General features: G+C 42.7%; 4 protein-coding genes. All 4 read right to left on the bottom strand.

What is annotated here, in order from left to right:
* A partial coding sequence (locus NQZ67_RS29755) for a sulfatase-like hydrolase/transferase (RefSeq protein WP_257453138.1) occupies positions 1–310 on the bottom strand: 310 nt, incomplete at its 3' end.
* A gap of 88 nt (positions 311–398) precedes the next feature.
* Positions 399–1,805, bottom strand: coding sequence for a sulfatase (locus tag NQZ67_RS29750; RefSeq protein WP_257453136.1), 1,407 nt, complete (start codon positions 1,803–1,805; stop codon positions 399–401).
* Positions 1,806–1,872: 67 nt separating this feature from the next.
* Positions 1,873–3,501, bottom strand: coding sequence for an extracellular solute-binding protein (locus tag NQZ67_RS29745; protein ID WP_257453134.1), 1,629 nt, complete (start codon positions 3,499–3,501; stop codon positions 1,873–1,875).
* A gap of 263 nt (positions 3,502–3,764) precedes the next feature.
* On the bottom strand, positions 3,765–3,997 hold a 233-nt coding region (locus tag NQZ67_RS29740; protein ID WP_257453133.1), incomplete at its 5' end, for a hypothetical protein.

Genomic DNA, 3,997 nt, shown 5'->3' with positions numbered 1-3,997 from the left:
AGGTGAAGTGCATTTTGCCAACGCCATGCGTCTGATAACCGTTCTGAGATAAAATCTCCATAAAGCTTTGGCGTCCTTCTGGCATTCTCTCATTTGCCGTACAATCGGTACGGTGCGGCAGCTGCCCTGTCATCATGGCATACCGCGCAGGCACACAAACCGGACAGGACGAATAAGCACGCGTGAAGGTAACACCCGTCTCAACCAATCGATTTAAAGCAGGTGTCTTGATAATAGGGTTGCCATGCGCTTCAATCGTGTCATATCGTTGTTGATCTGTGAATAAGAACAAAATGTTTTTACGTGTCATAGTCTCCTCCATTTACCGTACAATCGAGCGTTCGGCTGCGCCATAGCATCAATCTTAAACTCTATTTTCATTATGCAGGGCATAGGTATTAATGATTATGCCTTTCGAAATAGTCAGGATTAAGCTGCGGTATTTTGGCATCCACCTTATTGCGCCATTCTTCCAACTTCCGTTGATACAAAGTTGCCCTTTCAACCTCAACTTCGGCCAAATTATGCTCTTCGCGAATATCTTCTTTCAGATTGTATAGCTCCAATCGACCGTCTTCAAAAAATTCAATCAATTTATAATCCCCTATTCGAATCGAAGAGCCTGGTGTACCGCCTTGGTTTCCGTAATGCGGGTAATGCCAATATAGCGCTTCTCGATCGATACTCTTTCCCTGGAGCAACGGGACGAGACTCACTCCATCAATATGTTGCTCTGGGATTGGCGGTAAAGAAGCTAGTTCAAGTATGGTAGGATAAAAATCAGGACTTGTTACCGGAGTCGAGCATGATTCTCCACTTCTTGTCGAATTCGGCCACTTGACTATAAGAGGCTCGCGCACCCCGCCTTCGTACATCCATCCTTTTCCTTCATTCAGCGGGAAATTGCATGTCGGCGAGCCCTCCGCGGTCGATAATCCGCCATTATCAGAAGTGAAGAAGATAACCGTATTCTCACTAAGCCCTTTCTCTTCTAAAGCCTTCATCAATCGACCGATGTTCTGGTCCAGATTCTCGACCATTGCTGCATATACGGGGTCGGATTGGATCAAGCGACGCTGTACTCTTTCATTTTTTTTATGTTCGGTCGGGAACAACTCCCCTTCTTCAAAGGTTTGTTCATCATCCAGTCCCATAGCCTTCGATTTGACCTTGTACTTCTCGATCAGATCCTCCTTGCATTGGATGGGGGTATGCACCGCGTAATGGGACAAGTAAAGGAAAAACGGTTGATCGTCACTATGACTTTTTAATAATTGAATCGCTTCATCAGTTAATCGATCCGTTAAGTATTCTCCTTCTGGGCCGTCTTCCAAATTCTCGATACCATATGGACTGAAGAAGCCATTGACCGGCCGTCCCCATGAGCATCCGGCAACGTTGACATCATAACCGTGGTGTTGCGGATAATACTCGGGGCCCCCAAGATGCCATTTGCCTACATGCCAGGTTGCATACCCACCTTCTTTTAATGCTTTAGCTATGCTTTTCTCCTCCAAAGGCAAGTGATTGATGTAAGGAGCATCAAGTAATTTGCCCTTGGCTTTTCCACCGATAAAATCTGTTACTCCTACCGTTGCAGGGTATTTACCGCTCATAATACTCGCTCTCGTCGGAGAGCAGACCGGACAGGCAGCATACGCATCTGTGAATCTGACACCCTCGCTGGCCAATTTATCAATATTGGGCGTCTCATAGAATGAGCTGCCGTAACAGCCTAGGTCTCGCCACCCCATGTCGTCAATTAGAATAAAAATGATGTTTGGTCGTTTTTTTGCGAATGTCATTCGTTTGCTCCCTTCTAATATCTAAAATATGAGATAACAACGATACCAAACAGAATCGGTTCTTTAGTTACTTCGTTGCTTGCCAACGAACATATGCATTCTGATAGATCTCTACATATTCATCCACATTCATTCTTTTAAGAGTAGACATATAATCATCCCAGTTATCAAAACTCTCTTTCCCCAATACAAATTTTGCTTCCATTTGCGCGATGTAGTTCATCAGATCGTTTTTAAGAATATTTGCCCGACTCTCCTCTTCCTCCGACAAGAAGAGCAAGGGCATAGCTTCTTTAGCATATTGCGACAATTCATCTGCTTGCTTATTGATAATACTGTTAACAAGATCGTCTTCTCTATAACTAACTTCCATCATTTTCATAAGTGGAATAATCGATCCGATTTCAGGTGTGTTTTGAGAACGAAACTCCTCCTTGTTCATACCCTCCGGAGTAATACGAATCCATGTGTCCTTGCTTTCGTCCTTCCACTTCCATGATTCTCCTTCAACGCCCTGACTGGCGAGCATAAAACCTTCTGGCGTATACAAGTAATCGACCCATCGCATCGTCGCTTCCGGATGCTTATTGTTTTTGGTAATGGCAAAGGTGCCTGGCCTAATACTAGGACGTGGCGTGAAAAGTTTTTCATTGTTAATTGTGCTCGTTAACGGCATTACCACAGGATATTTTTCATTATCTTCTGGTTTTTCAACTTTGAACACGGAGAACGGAGCAGCGTGCATTGTCATTCCGATCTTGTTTTCCTGCCCTTTGGCCTTCAGTTGTTGGTTGGTGTGAGTGAATATCTCTGGATCAAGAAGCTTTTCATCAAACAATATCTTCATATACTTCAAAAATTCCTTATAACCCTCAGTCATGAAAACAGCACTTACTTTATCGTTAATTACTTGCAAACGGGATTGATTTGATCTATCTTCCAATACGCCAAATGCAGGCATTAAATACGTTCTGGCTGCACTCAAAGAATCATTCTTTTCATTAATAAAAGATAATGGAAGCTCATCATTCATCCCATTCTTATTAGGATCCTCGTCACGAAAGCGCTTTAATAATGTCAATAGTTCTTCTGTTGTTTCTGGAACCTTTGGATTTCCCAACGCTTCCATCCATTCCGCGTTCAAGTAAGTACGGAAAAACATTTTGTCACGAATGATATCTGAGACTTGCGGCAACGCGTAGATGTGCCCATCTGGTGCAGTAATTGCCCGACGGATTGCAGGATCCTTGTCCATAAGTGCTTTGAAATTCGGAGCATATTCGTCAATGAGTTCTTCAAGTGGTATCAGTAGGCCTTGTTTCCCATAATTGATCTGATCAAATGTAGTCAGAGATCCCGCAAAAAATACATCGGGTAAATTATCGCTGGCAAATGTCAAATTTTTCTTTTCTTGAAACACCTTGCTATCTGGTGTATCGAATTCAAAATAGACATTTGTTACCTTTCCCATCTCTTCAAAAAACATCATTTTATCCCATGGTCCCTGATTGGCTTCTTTGGACCCCATCAATTTAAGAGTTACTTTCTCATTCACAACAGGGTAGCCTGTTGCATTAAGGTTTTGGGGGGCGACACTCTCCTCGATTTTATCTTTATCCGTTTCCCGGGATGAGCACGCAGCGATCAAACTAATCAACATTGTTATGGCTACTACAACCAATATTCTTTTTTTCAAAAAAAACACTCCCCTTTGATTTTTACTTGCTCTCTTCAGCAGATAACACTTAAACTGTACTGCTCATTAATCGAATAAGATATATCTTCATTATTCGTCATACTCTAATCTTGCAACCTGTTATATTTATTTTACAGGGCCATTCGAATACCGCATGAGAGGCCAGAATATTTGTAGCTCCAAGACCTTGTTGTGCCAATAAAGTTCCCTAGCTTGTTTATTATTCTTGAGTTCTCAACAATATTTTATTTCCATATATTAGGTTAAAACTTGGTCCGAAATAAATCGTTTTGATTAACCTCGAATTTTCTTTCATATCCAGGAATACAAGGAATGCTTGCAGGCGGATCCTGGAGCAGCAAGAGTGCCTCACGCTCTGGCGGGAGCTGCTGCGGCTCATAACGTTTCCAATCATCCCCGTCAATCATCGTCGTGCATTGATCCGCTCTCAGTTGCTCAAGCAACTGGCGTTTCATTCGTTCCGCTTGATCCTTGT

Origin of the sequence: Paenibacillus soyae (assembly GCF_024623455.1) — a bacterium.
GTDB classification, from domain to species: Bacteria; Bacillota; Bacilli; order Paenibacillales; family Paenibacillaceae; genus Pristimantibacillus; species Pristimantibacillus soyae.
Note: the sequence above shows the minus strand (reverse complement) of the source record. Positions and strands in the feature narration are given on the sequence as shown.

What these genes read in the sequence shown, in the direction of transcription:
- NQZ67_RS29750 (WP_257453136.1), bottom strand. Translation starts at nt 1,805, where the DNA reads ATGACATTCGCAAAAAAACGACCAAACATCATTTTTATTCTAATTGAC.